The organism is Gabonibacter chumensis (genome assembly GCF_024741215.1).
GTDB lineage: Bacteria > Bacteroidota > Bacteroidia > Bacteroidales > Marinifilaceae > Gabonibacter > Gabonibacter massiliensis.
The window spans coordinates 63373-83237 of record NZ_JANSKB010000009.1; the positions used below are offsets into that span (position 1 = coordinate 63373).

Below are 19865 nucleotides of genomic sequence, written 5' to 3' on the forward strand. Positions count from 1 at the left end.
TGATATCAATCTGAAGCGGCACGTAAATGACTCAATAATTTTTAATCCAAATCATTTATTATCGGATGATGAATCCGGTAAGAGGGGAAGTTATGTGTTTATGTTTAACCGTTTAAAAGAATAGTATGTAAAAATTTTCACGTGTTAATTTTTAGGACTAATATCTAAAACATTGTCAAACTGTAATTTATGAAACAAAACGTTTACAACAAATTGCGATGGTATCTGTTATTTACATTTGCCTTATGCTATATGCCGCTTGCTTTCGCGGGATCAGGAAAGCAGACTCCGGATAAAATTATCAGCGTTGACTTTAAGAATGAGACGCTTGTTAATGTGATTAAGGATTTGAAAAGCAAAACGGGATATGAATTCCTCTATAATCTGGAGCTTGTCAACAAGGCTCCCCGTATAACCGTAAAGGCGGATAATAAACCTTTTAAACAAGTACTTGAACTTTGTTTGGAGAAGACCGATTTTACCTATCAATTTGTAGATAGTACCGTGGTTATCAAAGTGAAAGAGAAGAATAAGACTTTGATCGAACGGAAGATTACCGGAATTGTTATGGATGAGGCGGGAATCCCGTTGCCGGGTACCACTATTGTTATCAAAGGGACTCGGGTAGGGATCGCTGCGGATACGGAGGGAAAATTTGAATTGAAACTTCCCGATGTCAAAGAATTAGTGTTGGTTGTCAGCTTCTTGGGTTACGAGACGCGGGAGGTGAAGATTACCGATCAGAAAGAGATAAAAGTGACCCTGAACGAGAAGAAAGAAAATTTGCAGGACGTGGTGGTTACCGGTTATTCCAATGTTAAAAAATCCAGTTTCACGGGAGCTTCGACCCGGGTGGAGAAAGAGGATATATTGAAAGTATCTCCTACGAATGTAATCGACGTATTACAGGTATATGATCCCTCTCTACGTATCGTAAGGAATAACGAGATGGGGTCCGATCCCAACACGTTACCGGAGTTTTACGTACGCGGTCGTTCGGGTATCGGTGTGAAAGAATTGGACAAGGGAGATGTTTCCCGGACTTCGTTGGAGAATAATCCGAATAACCCGGTTTTTATTTTGGACGGATATGAGGTCAAAATAGAGAAAATTTACGATCTGGACCCGAATCGGATACAGAGTATCAATATTTTGAAAGATGCGGCAGCCACGGCGATCTATGGATCAAGAGCGGCTAACGGTGTAATCGTTATCGAGTCGGTAGCGCCCAAACCGGGTGAGTTACAGGTATCCTATACTTTTACGGGGGCCATCACAACTCCCGATCTGTCCGATTATAATTTAATGAATGCCCGGGAGAAGTTGGAGACGGAAGTTTTAGCCGGGTTATTTGAAGGGAAAGATGATAAAGAGCAGGCGGAAAAAAATGCCGAGTATCACGCCAAATTGAATAATATCATCAAGGGAGTGGATACGTATTGGCTCTCTTTGCCGTTGACCACTCAATTCAACCATAAGCATTCTCTTTACGTGGAAGGAGGAACTAACGAGATCCGTTACGGAATATCCCTTCGCTATAACGGTCAAAACGGAGTAATGAAAAAGTCGTATCGAAATACTTATGGCGGTGATTTTTATTTGGATTATCGTTTCAAAAAGATCCAGATACGAAATATGGTTACTTACGATAAGATGAGTTCCCGCGAATCTCCTTACGGCAGTTTTTCCGATTACACGAAGAAAAATCCTTACGACTACTATAAAAATGAAGATGGCAGTTATATGCAGACTACCCAGAGCTGGAATAGTTCCATCGGAACGTTTCAACGGTTGAATCCTATGTATGAAGCCCATTTGCATAATTACGATAAGAGTAATTATAACGAATTGACGGATAATTTGAATATTAATTGGTACGTCATGGATCAGTTGCTTGTCAAAGGTCAGCTCAGCCTATCTCAATATTATGGTGAACACGAGAAGTTTACGGACCCGCTTTCCAGTACTTACATGTCTTACTCTTCTTCCGATTACGGGAAAAGAGGAGATCTGTACATAGATGATACGAAAACGACTAAGATGGACGGTAACGTGTTGATCAGCTATAATAATGTGATCGGTAAACACAATATGAATTTTTCTGCCGGTGTTAATTTTATCGAGACTAAAACCAAAAGTGGATCGGAGCATTACCGGGGCTTCCCTTCCGGCCAGCTTCATTCGGTGAATTATGCGGCGGAAGAAGCAAATAAAAAGATGATTTCAGAAAGTCATACCCGCCTGTTCGGCGCCTTTATCTCGTTGAATTACACGTATGACGATATCTACCTTTTCGATCTTTCCGGAAGGCTCGACGGTTCTTCGGAATTCGGAAACGATAACCGGACGGCTCCTTTTTGGTCCGGCGGATTCGGAATCAATTTCCACAATTACGATTTTTTGAAAGGGAATAGTATTTTCAGTCAATTGAAGCTCCGGGCTACTTACGGACAGACCGGAAAGGTTAATTTTGCTCCCTATGCTGCCAAGCATACCTATAAGACGATCAACGATAAATGGTATTCAACCGGATTCGGCGTATACATGAAATACATGGGTAACGAGAAACTCGGTTGGGAAACGACAAATACGTTGAATATCGGTGCCGATATCGGACTCTTGAACGATCGCATTAAGCTTGTAGGATCATGGTATAATAAAAAAACGGTTGATATGGTGAATTCCATTACAATTCCCGCTTCTTCCGGTTTTACAACCTATACCGATAATATGGGAGAGGTACAGAACAGGGGGATCGAGCTGGATCTTAAAGGGGATATCATTAACGAAAGGGACATATACCTTTCTGCTTTTGTCAATCTGGCACATAATAAAAATAAAATATTGAAAATTTCCAACTCGCTGAAAGAGTATAATGACCGGGTTGACGAATACTTTGATGAGTATAACAAGAATGCCAATACGGCTAAGGATACCAAGTACGCCAAACCTTTTATGAAATACACGGAAGGAGGGTCGTTGACTTCCATCTGGGGAATGAAGTCTTTAGGTATAAATCCGGCCGACGGTAATGAGATTCTCGTGAACAGGGATGGGTCGGTGACCTACGATTGGAACTCTTCGGAACAGGTGATTATCGGGGATAGTGAACCGGATGTACAAGGAGCTTTCGGTATTAACGCCCGATATAAAGGTTTCACCTTATCGGCTACTTTCATGTATGAACTGGGGGGACAGGCTTATAACCAAACTCTTGTAGATAACGTGGAGAATGTGGATTTTCGCAATAACGCGGACAAACGCGTATTGACCGATCGTTGGAAGCAACCGGGTGATATTGCCAAGTTCAAAACGATAAAAGATGCAGACAAAAAGGTAACTCGCCCGACCTCTCGTTTCTGTCAAGATAACAATACATTGGATTTTAATTCGTTGACTATAGGATACGATTTTAATCCTGAATTGTTGAAGAAGATAGGATTCAGTATGCTTCGTTTGCAATTTAATATGAAGGATATAGCTCATTTTTCCAGTATTAAGCGGGAACGGGGGCTTTCCTATCCTTTTGCCCGGACGTTTAATTTTACTTTGAATGCAAGTTTCTAATTTAATGATAAATAAGCCATGAAACGATATACTATTTTATATTTACTTACGATCCTTTTTTGGGCAAACTCTTGTAACAGTTGGCTATCGTTGGATGCGGAAGACGAGATCGATTCGGATTATCTCTTGAGTGAGGCGCAAGGATTTCGAAATGCATTGAACGGGATTTATCTTAATCTGGCGGAGGGGAAACTCTACGGACGTGAACTTAGCTGGGGATTTCTGAGTGCTATTTCACAATATTACGATCCTATTATTTCTACCGAGTATAAGGCAGCAATGGAATATGATTATGAAAATGCTTCGGTTAATGCTATTATCTCGGATATATGGTTAAATACGTATAACGCGATAGCCAACTGTAATAATATCATTGCCAATATCAATAATATAGAACCGGGTAAATTTGAACTGGGGGAAGAGGAGAGGGACTTAATTTTAGGTGAGGCTCTGGGAGTAAGGGCTATGCTTCATTTTGACATGCTCCGGTTATTTGCTCCCGCTCCGGCAACGAATCCTTCGGGGAATTACATTCCCTATTTCACGATTTATCCTTCGACGTCTGAACCTTATCTGACAATAGACGATTTTCTCGGGCATGTGATTGATGATTTGGTGAAAGCCCGGAGACTGGTTGCTCCCCACGACAGTTTGAATATGGATCTCGAGAGGCTTGCCGGGCGGCTTACCGGCAATTTGATGACGGATAAAGATATGTTTTTTCGGTTGAGAGGAACCCGGTTTAATTTGTATGCAGCCGATGCGCTGTTGGCAAGGGTATACCTGTATGCAGGAGATAAGACGAATGCTTATAAGCATGCCCGTTACATATATGACTCCTATGTGCAGAAATATAATTATTACGACCATTTGAGGCTGACTCCGGCTAATGATATCACAAGTTCTATCCTGAAACGTTCCAGAAAATTGTATGACGGGATTATTTTAGGATTGTATAATTCAAAATTGTTGGATCTGTATGAGGAGTATTACAACAAACGAGGAGAGATGCCTTTGAAAAATGTAGAGGAGATGTTCGAGGGGAACGAAGACGACTATCGGTTGGTTTATTTGATTACACCTAATAACAAAGGGCATCAGGAAGCTTTGAAATACATGCGGGCGGACGAAAAAATAAATAACGTGAACAGTTACCAGGGACCGATTATTCCTTATATCCGATTGAGTGAGATCTATTATATCATGTGTGAATGTTTGGTGGATACGGATAAAAATCAAGCCGTCGATTTGTTGAATGAGTTACGTTTGGCCCGGGGATGTAAGACGGATATTCCATATACCGTGACGGAGTCTAATTTTATGGATGAACTTGTGTATGATGCTCGAAAAGATTTTATAGGGGAAGGGCAGTTGTTTTTTATGTATAAACGTTTGAATCGTCCTGTTTTGGATGGTAAAAAACAAATTCAGATGGGGAGCAAGTTTATACTTCCTTTACCGGATATCGAAACGATTCACTAAAACATTGACATTATGAGAAAATATATTTTTTATATCATCGGAATATTATTGATCGGAGCTTGCTCAAAGGATGAGATAGAGGCTTTTAATACTACTCGGCAATATCTTTTTTTTGAAAAGAGTTACGCTGATTCGATAACTTACTCTTTTTTCTATTATCCGGATTCAACCTCTTTGACTGTTCCCGTCGGAATTAAGTTGATAGGAAATACAACGAATTATGACCGAGAATTTAAGTTATCGGTAGACACGAAAAACAGTACGGTCGAAGCCAAGCATTACTCTTTTCCGGAGAAATTTCTTCTCCGGGCAAATCGAGTTGTCGATACGGTGTATTTTAAAATCAATAATGCTCCTGATTTAAGGGAAAAGAGTGTACGACTCGTGTTGAGAATCGAAAAGAATGCTCTGTTTTCTCCCGGACAGTATGAGTATACGCAAAATATCATTCGCTTTAGTGACATTATCGCTCCACCGGAATGGTGGAGTCAGGAAATCGTAGACAGTTATCTTGGCATCTATACCGAAAAGAAATTCCGGTTATTTATGAAAGTGACCGGGGTAGGGGATTTGAGTGATCTATCGTCCGACGATATATGGTACTTGTCCCGTTCATTCAAATACTATTTGCTGGAGATGGAGGAAGCCGGAACTCCTGTCATCGATGAAGATGGGAATAACATGAGTGTACCTGTTATTGGTTAAATTTAAAAAATGTTGATCTATGAAAATCAAATTTATATTCTATTGGATTATAGGAGTTTTATTTCTACAATCCTGTTACGATGATAAGGGAAATTATGATTATAAAAATATCAACGAGGTGACGGTTAAGTTACCTAAGAAATATTTTCCCAACCTGATCATGGGGGATCCTATCGTGATAGAACCCGAGATAACGTTTAAAAATCCCAAGGATACCGCTTACTTTAAGTATGAATGGTATCTGGCGTCGGAGCTGATTTCCACTTCTCGGAATTGTAATGCTTCCTGGCCTGAATTAGGAGAAACTTACGGGGAGTTTCGTGTCGTCGATACCCTGACGAATTGCCAATATATTGTTAATTTTAGTGTCGATCAGGTTACTCCTTACGAGACGGGGTGGATGGTGTTATATGACAGGAACGGGAAATCGGAGTATTGCTATATCCAAGAAAAAGGCGGAGTATACACCGATTATGTCGATTTTTATCAGAAGTTGAATGGAGAGGGGTTAGGTTCTACTCCTTTAAGAATGGTGGAGCATTATACCACGAGTAGCGGTATTTCTGAAGTCCTCGTTATTCAGCGCGGAGGGTTGGGATGTGTAGAGATAGATGGAAGAAGTTTATTGAAAAAGGTGACAACCCAACAGGAATTTATCGGGGAGAGCTTGCCGGAAAATTTTGCTCCGGTGGACGCTTCTTATGCCGGATATATTAATTATATACTGAACGAGGACGGCCGGGTATTTAGCCGTAAAGCCAATCCTAACAGTTTGCATACCAATCGTTACAGTATACTTCCTTTGGCGGATAACGGTAAAGAGTTGAAAGTCGGAGCTTTGATTTCCGTGGCAGAGTCGAGGGCCGAATTTACCGTTTTGTTTGATGAGACGAACAATCGACTTGTCGGTTCTCTTACGCGAAATAACAGTCTCGCGGGTAAACTAACGGATCTGTATTGTAAAAGCTATCCGGAAGGAGCAATCCCACTGACTAATATCGGAGAATATAAAATGGTTTATACGGGAGCTTATTTGGAGGGCCAACAGTCTTGCGAGTTTGTCTCTATTTTTAAAGACCCGCAAAATCAATACAAGCTCCAGCAATATATGATCCAGTATATAGTGGGGGGAGGACTCGAAGTTATGAAGATAGAGGGACCGAAAATCACGGGGAATGGATTATTTAACGAACAAAGTCTTTATTTTTTGCTCAGGAGGCGTCCTTATATTTTCTTTACAACCGGGGCCAATTCCGACCAACTTTATTATCTCGATCTGGCAACGAATAAGACCAATCTTTATAAAGATTTTGAAGGGGAACGAATTGTTTCTCTGTGTGCCGATAAGACATGCCAGCATTTAGGTGTTGCTCTTGAAAACGGTAAATTCGTTATTTTTGATGTGGCCGACCAACTACTTGGCCGGGAAGTGAAAGTATTGCATAGTGTGGATAATTTAGGTAAGGTAGTCCATGCTATTTACAAGTATGGCAATTTAGCCAACTTTACTTATAATTGATTCTTTTAATGTTTGTATTTAGGTTTATAATAGAGTTGTCCGGAAATTTACTTTCCGGACTCTTTTTTTATACTAATAGCAACTTTATTGTTTATTGAAATAGAGATAGTCGATCCTTTGGAGACTTTTTATTTTTCGCTCTTTGATCGTGTATTCTTCATCTGATATTCCAGTAAACAGGAGTGAGTTTTTCGAAAGAGCAAGTTTATCGGGCATGGAGCCGGATTTTTTGTCCGAAAGACGATACAATCTGCTCCGGCGGGGTGCAGGCTTACCCTACTTATTATTTTAGGGTTATACGGATCGGGAACAAGTACGTGTCTTTCTTTTATCCGGTTGAAAAACCAAGATGTATAAAAGGCTGGTAAGTCCGTTTTGCGGCTGGCACGAATGATCTACGACGAAGTTAGTCAAAAAGAGAAGGAAAGAACTTTAAAAAAGGCGGATTACTTTGAATGTCAAAGATACAAAACAGAAAGGATGAATTTACTTTTAATGCGATCTTATATATAAAAAAATAAGGATTTTAATATAAAAAAGTGTCGTTTCGATATATAACTTCTATATTTGTCAAACATATCGGTAGTACGTATTTTAGCATTGAAATGAAACTTGGTTGGTTGTTTTTAGAAGGTTTTATTATGAAACGGATTGATTTGATAAATGTATCTTTTATGCTTTTGTTGGCGGGTTGTTTTTGGGGGTGTAGCGGAAATAAAGAAACGGAAGAGATTTATCCCATAAGATTCTCCGCTCCTTTTTATGAAGTCCGGATGGGTATGAGAGAGAGTATTTCTTTTGTGGACGGTAGCGGAGATTATACGATCGATGTGGAAAATCCGCAATTACTGGATGCTTCTATCGGTTTAAATACGGATAATCTTTTTATTCATGCGAAAAAAAAGGGTGAAACGATTCTATCTATAAGGGATAATGGAGCGGGAGAGACGGTAAAATTGAAAATAAAAGTAACGGATATTTATTTAGGGTTTGTGCTGGTTGATAGTGATCTTCCGGTTTTTAAATCCGAGACGAATTTATTCCTTGTAAAGAATGATAAAAATGAATTTTATCTGTTTGACAAGGCAGAGAGTTTTAACGGGCCTGCAGGGGAACCGGTCTTAAAAGGTAGTTATGAAATTACAGTGGAGAACAATGCGCCTTATTTAGCGCTTACTTATAAAGACGAGACGGAAACGGCGGTCGTTCGCAAGTTTTGTTTGTCAGGAAGTGACGGGGTCGTTTTCGACGTGATGAATACCGTATTTGAATTAGGATGGGAAAAATCTTTGGAGAAATCTTCCCGTGGTGTCGGACCTCGGATTTATTTCTTGCATCTGACAGAGACGAGTACCTCTTCTAAGGTCAGGGGAATGATGGACTACTCCATGCATATGCCTGAAGGTATTTTGGAATAAAATAGGAAAGCCCGTGAGGAATTTATTGTTTAAATGCCTTTAGCGGATACCTGATCACTTCATCCATGAAATTTTTTAATAGTTCCCGTTGTTTTTGCAACGGGATCGTTTCGAATTCCTCGTGTTTTTTTGCCGATAGTTCGAACCAGTAGGAGTTACCCTCCTTGTAGGGAGAAGCGGCATAAATACCGTTTTCTTTTACCGATTCGGATAGGATATCGTAAACAGGTTTTCCCCACCCTTCATCTTTTGAGAATGAGATACAGATTAACGGTTTTTCCCTGTTGTAATAGATTCCGATCCAGGCCCAAGTCGGGGCGATCTTTTCGGTGGTATAATCTATCCTGAAATAAAGTCCCTGGACTCCATTCCTGTTCCCGTTTTTATCGGAATAAAGGTCTAATATAAAATCTTCTTCCGATCGGTTGATTAATTTATTCAATTCAACCATCAACTGGTATAGCGAATACATGCCGTCTAATTTCATAGCTTTATTAAATTTGATTATGCCACAAACATTTTGAAGATAGGAAGAGTAGCCGTTAATGAGTTTAAGGGAATCATCCTCCTGAATATATTTTATCTGTTCGGCCAGCTCGTCGAAGAACATCTCCCATGTTTTGGTTATACACCCCCTCATATGTAACGAGTAATTGGTGATGTACCCGAGTCTCTCTTTACCCACATGATATGCTCTTTCATATTGGCCGAAATGATGATTCCGGTCTCCAATCTTAACCTCGATTAAGAAGGGTTTGTCGTCCCCTTTTATTCTGATTAAAAAATCGACCCGACTATCACCCTCGTCGTCATCCCTTGTCTCCCTCTCGAAGTATTCGATCAGGTCTATCTCCAAATCGGGAAAAAAGAAATGAATGAAGATTCGTTTAAAATCCGGACAGGCATGACATAACGCCCACGTAATGTCCGACAAATCATTCTCTTTGTATCGTCTGGTCGCCAGATACTCGAAAAACAGCTTTATCATTATTATTCTAAATTATTCCCTACACGTGAGGTTTACACCCGAACAAATCTCGGAAATAATCTTGGGAATAACAAACAGGGAAGATGGTCAATTGTAAATTGACGGTTTGGAATTAAAGAAGTGAGGGATTTAGATGATTTTGAGATTAAAATAGAGAGATAACATAGGAAATCAAAAATTGGTAAACAGGTATAAAGGGTTAATTCCTAAAATATTCCGAATTAATAGTTTGTTTTGTTATAGTTTTTTGATAAATACAACAAATGAATTAGGTGTAAATAATAAATATAGTTATTTTTAATATAAATACAGCATTTGTAATGGGACGTGATTAAAAAGTTTTGAATGTGCATGGAGAAAACGTTGTACCGGTGGACTTGCGTAAAATAGTTTTGCAAATATAAAAGATTAAAGGTATTTTGGAGACGGTTTCAAAATACAATTAATGGTAATGCTATGGAAATAAAATCCCTCGGGAAAACGGACTTCGATATTGTGTTTGAGGCATTTAATCGGGCTTTTGCCGATTATGAGATTCAATTGAATAAAGAACAGCTTCAGACGATGTTGAAGAGGCGTGGTTTTGATCCTGAATTGTCTTTTGCCGCATTTGACAAGGGAGGAATCGTGGCTTTTACGTTTAACGGCATCGGAAATTTCGAGGGGATACCAACGGCTTACGATACGGGTATCGGGACATTGAAAGAGTACAGGGGAAAAGGGTTGGCTACGGAGGTCTTTAAATATTCTATCCCTTATTTGAAGGAAACAGGGATTAGGCAGTATTTGTTAGAAGTTTTGCAACACAATACAAAGGTTGTTTCCGTTTATCGAAATCTCGGATTTGAGGTAATGCGTGAGTTCAATTATTTTATGGCCAAGAATGAGGAGGTTCGGAATACAATCAACCGTCCGTTTGTTGCCTGTATAATCAAACAAATTAATACTATCGGCGAATATGATTCGATTCCTGAATTTTGGGATTTTACCCCATCCTGGCAGAATAGTTTTGAATCTATCCGAAGAGCTGCCGAGGAGTTCGTTTGTTTAGGTGCATTTATTGAAGATAAGCTTGTCGGGTATTGTGTTTTTGAACCTGCTTCCGGAGATATAACTCAAATAGCGGTCGATAAACGATACAGAAGGAGAGGAATGGCTTCCGTGTTACTTCATAAAATGATTGAATTAAGTCAAAATGATATAGTTAAAATCATAAATACGGATATTTTATCACCTTCGATCACCGGTTTCCTAAAAGCGAAAAATATAGATATACAAGGAAAGCAATTTGAAATGATAAAACAGGTATAGCGTGATTTTATAGTAAAATTACTGTTTTATGTTTCTTTTGCTGTTCGATTTTTATCCGATAGGTTTTTGGAGAAAGAATGAAATGTCCTGAAAAAAGTGCCGTTAGTAAAGCGGCACTTTTTCAATTTATAATATATCGATAGCTTGTTGTTTTTTCAGAGTCGTATTATTCATCTTAGAATGCCCGTCCTTGCTTCAGATCTTCGACGAATTTATCGATACGTCGTAACTGTGCCGGGATATCGATGTTTTGCGGACAATGGGGATTGCATTGATCGCAACCGATACAATGGTTAGCCTGTCGCAGGTACGGAACAGAACGGTCATAACCAATAAGAAATGCTCGGCGGGCCTTGCGATAGTTCGTATCCCGTGACGAAGAGGGCATATTGCCTTCGTTGATACATTTATTGAAATGGAGTAAGATACCCGGAATATTCAGACCGTAAGGACATGGCATACAATATTTGCAATCGTTACAGGGAATGGTCGGGTAACGGAGCAATTGCCGTGCCGTTTCTTCCAAAAATTCCTTTTCTTCAGAGGTCAGTTCTTCAAAGGGAGAGTAAGTACTTAAGTTGTCCTGAAGGTGTTCCATATAGGTCATGCCGCTTAGTACGGTTAGAACACCCGGAAAAGAGCCGGCAAAGCGGAAAGCCCAGGATGCGACGCTCGATTCGGGATGTCGTTGCTTCAATTGGGCAGCAATATGGTCGTGTACATTAGAGAGACGTCCTCCCAAGAGCGGTTCCATGATTATGGCCGGAATGCCCCGTTTCTCTAACTCTCCGTAAAGATATTCGGCATCCGTATTGCGGGCATTTACCTCTTTGGCATGTTTCCAGTCCACATAGTTGAGCTGAATTTGTACGAAATCCCATTTGATTTCGTCGTGTCGAGAGAGTAGGTAATCGAATACGCGAATATCCCCGTGGTAAGAGAATCCGAGGTTCCGAATACGTCCGGTTTCCCGTTCATCAAGTAAAAAATCCAATAGGCCGTTATCGATGTAACGTGCTTCGAACTCTTTCATGCTGTTTCCCATTCCGACTCCATGTAATAACAGATAGTCGATGTATTCGACCTGTAACTCTTTTAACGAATTGCGGTACATGGCAATAGACGCTTCACGATTCCAGGTGGAGGGTGCGAAGTTCGAGAGCTTGGTAGCGATAAAATATTTATTACGCGGGTAGCGGCTAAGTGCAATACCCGTTGCGTGTTCCGAGCGTCCTTTACAATAGGCGGGAGACGTATCGAAATAGTTTATCCCGTGAGCGATAGCGTGATCGACCAGTTCGTTGACCATCTCTTGATCGATCTCATCGCTGTTCTTCCCGGTGCCCCGGTTAGCAACAGTCGGCCAGCGCATGCACCCGTAGCCGAGAAGCGATACGCGATCGCCGTTGGTCGGATGGGTACGGTAGGTCATTTTACCCGGTTGCTTCTCTATCGATATATTGCCAGTGGCCCTGTTTTTGTTGTTTCCGCAGCCGGGTAGTCCGATTGCAGTTATGGTAGCTCCGACTGTTCCCAATATTTTCAGGAAATCACGGCGATCGATTTTTTTCTTGTTTCCCATTTTCCTATTTATTTTTCGGGTATTGTTTTTATTAATATAAATACTTTTATCGGATACTCGGACGCTTGCCGCAATAACTTCCGGTTGGAGTAGACGGCCCCTCTTGCATGTCATTTTTTATTTCAACCTTACAAAATTACGGTGTTGTTATTAACCCGATGGTAGACGGATTACAGGTTTTCTTACCAATCTTACGGATTGTTGTATTTTATATTGTTACGGAATTGTGTTACCTGCGTCGTTAATCTGAGTAGGAAACTTGTAGATGAAGATAGTGGAGAGATTTCAGTATTATCTCTCGCGAATGAAATTTCAACGTTAAAATAATCGTGACGGTGAATCTTTATTTTTTCCCGGTGTCGAAGAGTTCTGTAAGGGGTGTTGCACTCCAGTTGTCTATCAAGACAGGAGAGGAAAAGTCGTTTTTTTTGACAGGTTTGGTGGGTTTAACCTGTTTAACGCCTTTTGTTTTTTCGGGATGTGTGACCACGGTATTTATAAGAGTTATATGTACTTTCCCAAAAATACAAAATAAGATAGGTCGTTTCGGTTATTAAATAGTCGGTTTATGATTATAAAAAGAATAAAAAGCGAAGGAATGAATTCATTTGAAAATCAAAAATAAATAGAAAAATATTTCTTATTTTGCGAACGTAACCTATGCAAATAGTATTTACGAATCAAAAACAACAATTGATACTTATGCTTATTACCATTATTATCCTTGTTCTATCCGCGGTCTTTTTTGTTAATGGCAGGGTTCGCTCGGACCTTGTAGCACTTTGTGCTTTGATTGCCTTGTTGGTTTTTCAGGTATTGACTCCTGATGAAGCTTTATCCGGCTTTTCCAATTCGGTAGTAATTATGATGATCGGATTGTTTGTTGTCGGAGGAGCTATTTTCCAGACAGGATTGGCAAAGATGATTAGTTCTCGTATTTTGAAACTGGCAGGACGGAGCGAGTTGAGATTATTTTTATTGGTTATGTTGGTGACCTCGGCTATCGGAGCTTTTGTGAGCAACACGGGGACGGTAGCGTTGATGTTGCCTATTGTGGTCAGCTTGGCTGTGAGTGCCGATATGAATCCCAGCCGCTTGCTGATGCCCTTGGCGTTTGCCAGCAGTATGGGAGGAATGATGACACTTATCGGTACACCTCCTAATCTTGTAATACAGAATGTATTGACCTCGGCTGGGTTCCCTCCGCTTTCGTTTTTTTCTTTTCTCCCGGTAGGTATTATTTGTGTTGTCGTGGGAACTTTGGTGCTGATGCCGCTAAGCAAGTGGTTTCTTTCGAAACGCGGAAAGAGTGGAGACGAGAATGTATATTCAGGTAAATCATTGAATCAGTTAGTAAAAGAGTACGGATTGTCCAGTAACCTGTTTCGATTGAAGGTGGCGGGTAATGCCCGTTTGCATGGAAAGACAATTATTGAATTGGATATTCGTCGGAAATATGGATTGAATATATTGGAGGTACGCCGCGGCGACGTATCCCAACATCGTTTTTTGAAGACGATTACTCAAAAGCTGGCAGATTCGGATACCGTTTTGCAAAAGGAGGATATTCTCTACGTAACAGGCGATTTTGATAAAGTTAAACGGTTTGCTGAAGATTTTTTGCTCGAAATATTGGATGAACACGTTACGGAAGAGGCCCGTATGAATGAAAATTCATTGGATTTCTATGATATCGGTATTGCTGAGATCGTGTTGATGCCCTCTTCCAATTTGATTAATCAAACCATAAAAGAAGCCGGATTCCGCGATAAGTACAATGTAAATGTTCTGGGTATTCGTCGCAAGAGAGAGTATTTGTTACACGATTTGGGTAACGAGCGGATTCATAGCGGCGATGTATTGTTGGTACAGGGTACGTGGAATAATATAGCCCGCCTTAGCCGGGAAGATTCGGATTGGGTCGTGTTGGGACAACCGTTGGCTGAAGCCGCTAAGGTGACATTGGACTACAAAGCTCCCTTGGCGGCTGCTATTATGGTGTTGATGGTGACGATGATGGTATTCGATTTTATTCCTGTGGCTCCGGTTACGGCTGTAATGATTGCGGGCATTCTGATGGTGTTGACCGGGTGTTTCCGTAATGTGGAAGCTGCTTATAAAACTATCAACTGGGAGAGCATCGTTTTGATTGCCGCCATGTTACCCATGTCTTTGGCGTTGGAAAAGACAGGCGCTTCTGAATATATTTCGAACAGTTTGGTGAGCGGGCTGGGAACTTATGGGCCCTTGGCGTTGATGGCTGGAATTTATTTTACGACCTCGTTGATGACTATGTTTATCAGTAATACGGCTACTGCGGTACTTCTTGCACCCATTGCGATACAGAGTGCAACGCAAATAGGAGTTAGTCCCGTACCGTTTCTTTTTGCGGTAACGCTTGGAGCCAGCATGTGTTTTGCTTCACCCTTTTCGACTCCTCCTAATGCATTAGTGATGCCTGCCGGGCAATATACCTTTATGGATTATGTGAAGGTAGGTTTACCGTTGCAGATAATAATGGGAATCGTAATGGTGTTGATGCTTCCGCTGCTATTCCCGTTTTAAGGATAGAGATTGATTTGGGTTGTTCCAAGTTTAGTATTTTATTGAATCGTTTATCAACGCACACGCTGATGATTTTTCCATTGTGGAAAAGTGAAAATATAATTGCGGGCGTAGGGGCATTCTGTGCCTGTTTCATTGTCTCCATGCTTTTGCTGCGGGAATATATTCGATAAAAACTTTTGCTTTTTCATCCAATCTTTTTTTAATTCGTAGCCTTCGCTATATTTCTTGTCGGAGAAAGCACAACAGAGATGTTGTGTATCAATATTCTCTTTTATCAGGGTGATGTATATTTTATAAAAATAGATAATCGTGTTTGTGTGTTAATCAAGCTCTTTTTTACTTGTCGGTAGGGAAATAGAATCTTTGTATATGATAAAAAATGATTGTAGTTTTGAACATTGCTGAATACATAAAATGATGATATGAAATTAAAAGGTTTATGGTTTGTTTTCAGTTTACTCGTGTTGCCGGTTATAGTAAAAGCGGAACATGAAAGGTTACAAGAGCAATTACGGGAAACGATAGCCGGAAAGAATGCACAAGTCGGTATAGCCGTTATTCTTGACGGCAAGGATACGATCACCGTGAACAATGATTGTCAATATCCTATGATGAGTGTTTTTAAGTTGTATCAAGCCTTGGCTGTTGCAGATTATTGTCAAAAAGAAAAGTTGTCTTTCGAAACGTCTGTTTATATTCGACGATCCGATTTGAAATCGAATACATATAGTCCTCTTCGCAACAAATATCCTCAAGGTGAAATCTTTCTTCCGATTAAAGATTTGCTGAAATATACCTTGCATTTAAGCGATAATAACGCGTGTGATATTCTTTTTGCTCGAACCGGTGGGACGGAAGCAACTGACAAGTATATACGGAGTTTGGGTATCCGGAATTTCTCCGTTGAATTTACGGAGGATGAAATGCATAAGGACATAAATACCTGTTATCGGAATTGGAGTACTCCGCTTGAAGCGGTTAAAGTCATGGAATTACTGCTTACTCGGACGTTATTTGATAAAGATTATCAGGATTTTATTAAACAGGCGATGGTTACCTGTGAGACCGGAAAAGATCGCTTGCCTTTTCCGTTAGAGGGGACAGGGGCGATCATAGGTCATAAAACGGGAACAGGAGATCTCAATGATAAAGGCCAAATTATCGGAATAAATGATGTGGGTTTTGTATATCTGCCGAACGGGAAAAGATACACGATTGCCGTTTTTATAAAAGACTCCGCGGAAAATATGCAGGAAACTTCTCGAATCATAGCTGATATTTCTCGTGTCGTATATCAATATGTGAGCGAAATATAGACAATACTACCGGTAAGGGGTATTTCTCTTCCGGTAGCGGGAAATTTTGTAAAGAGACGGTTCGCTTTATCGGGTATGTTAATTTTGAGCTATGTATTCTTTATACATTTTCTCTATCTCCTTTATTGAAACATCCAATGTCTTTATTTGTTTGAAAAATTCCGGTAATTCTTCGTGCAGGAATACATCCTTGCGAAGGGTCATAATCCGGTCTTTGGCCCCTGCCGATACGAAATAGCCGATACCGCGTTTATTGTATATTATTTCTTGCCCTTGAAGGTAATCGTAAGTGCGAACGACCGTGTTTGCGTTTACCTCCACGGTGGCAGCGTATTCCCTGACGGATGGGATACGCTGCTCTTCTTTATATTGTTCTTGCAGGATTTCGTCGCATATCCGGTCGGCTATCTGCAAGTATATGGATTTACTTTCTTTAAATCTCATAATAAATGAAATTTCGGTTTAATAATTTGTGAACGGGTAAAGAGTTTGTAACTCAACCACCAATTGAAAATAGTAAATAAACTAAAGAAAGTCACACCTGCTGCCAATATATTCTTCACTGTCGCCCAAGTGGCCTCTCCCGAATACCACAGGGCAGACGTGTTTTCGGGGTCCTGTCGTCCTATGGCGATTGACGCGATAAAGCCTAATAGAAACATTATACCCCAAAGGGTTCCCAATGTTTTTAAAAAAGGTTTTTTATACCAATAATTGCCGCCCAATATGAACAAGGAATGATGCCAGATAACCGAAGTCCAGATACAAGCCGAAATCAACCCCCGATTAGAAATTCCGCTTCCGTAAATAACGGAACTATTTTTACCACTCATACAAATCATATCTATAAACATGGAGAACATCTTAGGTAATACGGTCTGATGCAAAGTGGCAGGAACGTTAAATAAAGGAAGCAAAAGAAGACGGGTAATCTCTGCCAAGGATACGGTTATCAGGATAGCCACGAAAAGACCTACCGTAACGTATAAGAATCTTACTATAAACTTTTCAAACATAGTAGCCGGAAGCATAAGGAATGATATGCGTTTCTCTTTCGTTTTCATATTTTCCATGATATTGGCTGCGTAAATAAAAGATGCGATCCCCGCGATTATCATAAAGGCAATCATTCTGCTTAGACAAAAATGTTCTACCGCCCACTCGGGATTATCCAACCAACGCGGTTCGTTATTTGCCTTAATCATGGCAAATATTAACGTCAATGCAAATGCCGCGTAAAGACCGATTAAACGATATACATTCGTTTTCCAGTTTTCAATGATCTCGCGTTTCATTACCATGACTATGCGCGATAAGCTAAAAAAGTTGTTCGTATCCATAATGTGCCTGTTTTTACTTGTTAAATATCGATTGCATTTTTTCCCTTTCTGTCAACATAGCGTTGAATAATACTTCCAGATTCAAATTTGTTTCTTCATTGTCAAAATTCGGGAAGATTACGCTATTTCCTTGGATTGATGATTGAATATATAATGCATTATCTGTCGGTTCATTTATCCCTTGATCTGCAAAATATAATTTATGACAGATGTTTTTTACCGATGTATTTAGCAATACGCGGGTACCGTCGATAATAATTACATGATCCAGCAAGCTGTCGATATCTCTTACCTGATGGGTCGAGATAATTACCGATTTATCATCTGTCATGCCCGAAGCGATCACTTTACGGAACTGGCTCTTTGAGGGAATGTCCAATCCATTGCTGGGTTCATCCATTAACAGCAGAGGGGTGTTGGTTGCCAATGCAAAACACATAAATGCTTTCTTCTTTTGTCCCATAGATAGTTCGCCCAAATGGATATCTTCATTCATATCGAAATCGCGAAGGCAGGCTCTTAGCTGTTCATGGCTGAAATTCGGATAAAACGGAGTATTCAGTTTCAAATATTGTTTCAAACTGATCGGTGGTAGAGTGAATTCTTCAGGTACAAGGAACATATCTTTTAATATTTGCGGATGGCGCATTGAAACGTTCATTCCCTTGTAAAATATTTGTCCTGCTCGAGGACGAAGTAAGCCTGTCATTAAATAAAGCAAAGTCGATTTACCTGTACCGTTCTTACCTAAAAGACCGTAAACTGAGCCTTTGCCTAATGTCAGCGAAAAGTCGTCAAAGATTTTTTGTTTTCTCTTTCCATAACTGAAAGATAAGTTTTTCACTTCGATCATCATAGTGGTTATAGGTTAATTGGTTTATGTGTGTATTAGTTAAATAGTACACTGCAAATGTGTGTAATTTATTTGATTAGACAAGCGGAAACCTTAATATTTAACTCTAATTAACTAATTGAGCGTGTTATATTATTGATTTTCAGGCAGTGTTTGATTTGCCAGACTCTAATTTGCTGGATAGCATTTTACGGTACGGAGGTGGACTGTTGATAAAGGTTTCCTGACGGTAAATCGGAAAAAGAGTTTGAAGAGTGGTAGGTGATGCTTGATCTACTTGAGGTATAATGATAATAATCGGAATTGTTTATATGAATTGTGGATATGATTAAAATAAGTATTTTTGTGTTCGATCATGATAGCGAGCATCTTATAATAAAATACTTACGTGTATAAAATATAAAACGAAAAAATTATGCAGGATATCGTAAATGGCCGATGTGGCTGGTGTGGAACCGATGAACTATATGTTAAATACCACGATCTGGAGTGGGGGAAGTTAGTGACGGACGATAAGATTCTTTTTGAGTTTTTGGTATTGGAGAGTGCTCAGGCGGGCTTGAGCTGGATAACTGTTCTCAGGAAGCGCGAAGGTTATCGTAAAGCTTTTCATGATTTTGATGTTGAGAAAGTTGCTCGAATGACCGATGAAGACGTTGACCGGTTGATGCAATTCGATGGTATCGTGCGGAATCGGTTGAAAATCAAATCGGCCATTACGAATGCAAAACTGTTTATTGCCATTCAAAAGGAGTTTGGTAGTTTTTACAACTATACCCTTTCGTTTTTTCCGAACAGAGAGCCGATTGTAAATCATGTTCGGTCAATGAGTGAAATCCCGGTATCTTCTCCCGAATCCGATGCGATGAGTAAAGATATGAAAAAGAGAGGATTCAAATTTTTCGGGACGACAATTTGTTATGCTCATTTGCAGGCTTCTGGGTTTATTAACGATCACCTGACGGATTGCATTTGTCGAAAATCATGAAAGTACCGTCTCGTTACGGCGTCTTTTCGAGGTACAGGCTGTATATTAATTGATCTACCGGGAGTCGAAAGTAAAAATATGCTGTAAATTACAAATTTACAGTGCTTTGCGTTTGCTTCCTGTGACTTTTTGCGGAGAGAGAGGGATGACTCGGAACATAGTTCCTCGTGAATGCGTTACGAACCCCGTCTATCGCTTCGTTCGAATCCCGATAGTATCTTATATATA

The 19865-nt window shown here is 40.0% G+C and carries 15 protein-coding genes and 2 pseudogenes; 9 read left to right on the plus strand and 8 right to left on the minus strand.

Annotation, left to right across the window (positions count from 1 at the left end; all coding sequences use genetic code 11):
* The first annotated feature begins 189 nt into the window (after positions 1–189).
* The 4 genes from NVS78_RS14025 to NVS78_RS14040 are packed head-to-tail and all read left to right on the plus strand — an operon-like array spanning position 190 to position 7273.
* Positions 190–3567 (plus strand): SusC/RagA family TonB-linked outer membrane protein, encoded by a 3378-nt coding sequence (locus NVS78_RS14025; RefSeq protein WP_286359714.1) that lies wholly within the window; start codon positions 190–192, stop codon positions 3565–3567.
* A gap of 18 nt (positions 3568–3585) precedes the next feature.
* Positions 3586–5049, plus strand: a complete 1464-nt coding sequence (locus tag NVS78_RS14030) for a RagB/SusD family nutrient uptake outer membrane protein (RefSeq protein ID WP_286359715.1) — start codon at positions 3586–3588, stop codon at positions 5047–5049.
* Between the two features lie 12 nt (positions 5050–5061).
* Positions 5062–5754 carry a DUF4843 domain-containing protein gene (locus NVS78_RS14035; protein WP_286359716.1) on the plus strand — a complete coding sequence of 231 codons (693 nt, stop codon included), beginning with the start codon at positions 5062–5064 and terminating at the stop codon, positions 5752–5754.
* 19 nt (positions 5755–5773) lie between these two features.
* Complete coding sequence (locus NVS78_RS14040) at positions 5774–7273, plus strand: PKD-like family lipoprotein (RefSeq protein ID WP_286359717.1); 1500 nt, start codon at positions 5774–5776, stop codon at positions 7271–7273.
* Between the two features lie 215 nt (positions 7274–7488).
* Here NVS78_RS14040 and NVS78_RS14045 read toward each other — a convergent pair.
* Positions 7489–7668: pseudogene (locus tag NVS78_RS14045) on the minus strand (DUF1848 family protein); the annotation flags it as partial.
* A gap of 246 nt (positions 7669–7914) precedes the next feature.
* Between NVS78_RS14045 and NVS78_RS14050 the strand changes: the two are divergent.
* On the plus strand, positions 7915–8691 hold the full coding sequence (locus NVS78_RS14050; RefSeq protein WP_286359718.1) for a hypothetical protein: 777 nt from the start codon (positions 7915–7917) through the stop codon (positions 8689–8691).
* Between the two features lie 22 nt (positions 8692–8713).
* Here NVS78_RS14050 and NVS78_RS14055 read toward each other — a convergent pair whose 3' ends face one another.
* Positions 8714–9679, minus strand: a complete 966-nt coding sequence (locus NVS78_RS14055; protein WP_286359719.1) for a hypothetical protein — start codon at positions 9677–9679, stop codon at positions 8714–8716.
* A gap of 456 nt (positions 9680–10135) precedes the next feature.
* Here NVS78_RS14055 and NVS78_RS14060 point away from each other — a divergent pair, with 456 nt between their 5' ends.
* Positions 10136–10990 (plus strand): GNAT family N-acetyltransferase, encoded by an 855-nt coding sequence (locus NVS78_RS14060; RefSeq protein ID WP_286359720.1) that lies wholly within the window; start codon positions 10136–10138, stop codon positions 10988–10990.
* 175 nt (positions 10991–11165) lie between these two features.
* On the opposite strand, the gene NVS78_RS14065 is transcribed toward NVS78_RS14060, so the two are convergent.
* A complete protein-coding gene (locus NVS78_RS14065) occupies positions 11166–12572 on the minus strand; it encodes an aldo/keto reductase (protein WP_286359721.1) in 1407 nt (468 codons plus the stop codon).
* A gap of 702 nt (positions 12573–13274) precedes the next feature.
* On the opposite strand from NVS78_RS14065, the gene NVS78_RS14070 reads away from it, so the two are divergent.
* A complete protein-coding gene (locus NVS78_RS14070; RefSeq protein WP_286359729.1) occupies positions 13275–15137 on the plus strand; it encodes an SLC13 family permease in 1863 nt (620 codons plus the stop codon).
* Here the strand turns inward: NVS78_RS14070 and NVS78_RS14220 are convergent.
* Positions 15049–15282: a YoaP domain-containing protein gene (locus tag NVS78_RS14220; RefSeq protein ID WP_353620740.1), complete on the minus strand. Its 234-nt coding sequence runs from the start codon at positions 15280–15282 to the stop codon at positions 15049–15051. The genes NVS78_RS14070 and NVS78_RS14220 overlap by 89 nt on opposite strands.
* Positions 15279–15430: pseudogene (locus NVS78_RS14080) on the minus strand (GNAT family N-acetyltransferase); the annotation flags it as partial. The gene NVS78_RS14220 and the pseudogene NVS78_RS14080, both read right to left, overlap by 4 nt.
* A 132-nt stretch (positions 15431–15562) precedes the next feature.
* Here NVS78_RS14080 and bla point away from each other — a divergent pair.
* The gene (gene bla, locus NVS78_RS14085; RefSeq protein ID WP_286359723.1) at positions 15563–16456 is read left to right on the plus strand and encodes a class A beta-lactamase, subclass A2; all 894 of its coding nucleotides are present in this window, start codon (positions 15563–15565) and stop codon (positions 16454–16456) included.
* A gap of 78 nt (positions 16457–16534) precedes the next feature.
* Here bla and NVS78_RS14090 read toward each other — a convergent pair whose 3' ends face one another.
* From NVS78_RS14090 to NVS78_RS14100, 3 genes are read right to left on the minus strand one after another with little or no spacing between them, the layout of a single operon-like run.
* The gene (locus tag NVS78_RS14090) at positions 16535–16900 is read right to left on the minus strand and encodes a GntR family transcriptional regulator (RefSeq protein WP_286359724.1); all 366 of its coding nucleotides are present in this window, start codon (positions 16898–16900) and stop codon (positions 16535–16537) included.
* Complete coding sequence (locus tag NVS78_RS14095) at positions 16897–17796, minus strand: hypothetical protein (protein ID WP_286359725.1); 900 nt, start codon at positions 17794–17796, stop codon at positions 16897–16899. The genes NVS78_RS14090 and NVS78_RS14095 overlap by 4 nt, the downstream gene beginning before the upstream one ends.
* Positions 17797–17809: 13 nt before the next feature.
* Complete coding sequence (locus NVS78_RS14100) at positions 17810–18652, minus strand: ABC transporter ATP-binding protein (RefSeq protein ID WP_286359726.1); 843 nt, start codon at positions 18650–18652, stop codon at positions 17810–17812.
* 412 nt (positions 18653–19064) lie between these two features.
* Between NVS78_RS14100 and NVS78_RS14105 the strand changes: the two genes are divergently transcribed.
* Positions 19065–19637 (plus strand): DNA-3-methyladenine glycosylase I, encoded by a 573-nt coding sequence (locus NVS78_RS14105; RefSeq protein ID WP_041502581.1) that lies wholly within the window; start codon positions 19065–19067, stop codon positions 19635–19637.
* Positions 19638–19865 lie beyond the last annotated feature (228 nt).